The sequence below is a fragment of the Pedococcus sp. P1_H8 genome, assembly GCF_056405175.1.
Window position 1 is genome coordinate 1 of sequence record NZ_JBFUCP010000502.1, and the last position, 353, is coordinate 353.

General features: G+C 64.9%; 1 protein-coding gene. It reads left to right on the forward strand.

The features are described 5' to 3' along the window. A partial coding sequence (locus tag AC1DYG_RS21050; RefSeq protein ID WP_477641758.1) for a transposase occupies positions 1 to 353 on the forward strand: 353 nt, incomplete at both ends.

Here is a 353-nt window from a genome sequence, read left to right on the forward strand (position 1 = left end):
CGACTGAAGGTCGACTTCCCGGATGATGAGTCCATGCGCATCAGTCACGAGGCGATCTACCAGTCGCTGTTCATCGAGGGCCGTGGCGCGCTCAAACGCGAACTGGTGACTTGTCTGCGTACCGGCCGCGCGCTGCGGGAGCCTCGGGCACGGTCGCAGAACAAGCCACAAGGGCATGTCACCGCGGATGTCGTTCTCTCCCAACGCCCGGCTGAAGCTGCTGATCGCGCGGTCCCCGGTCACTGGGAGGGCGATCTGATCATCGGGACAGGCCGGTCCGCGATCGGCACGCTCGTCGAGCGCAGCAGCCGATCCATCCTTCTCGTTCATCTTCCTCGGCTGGAAGGCTGGGG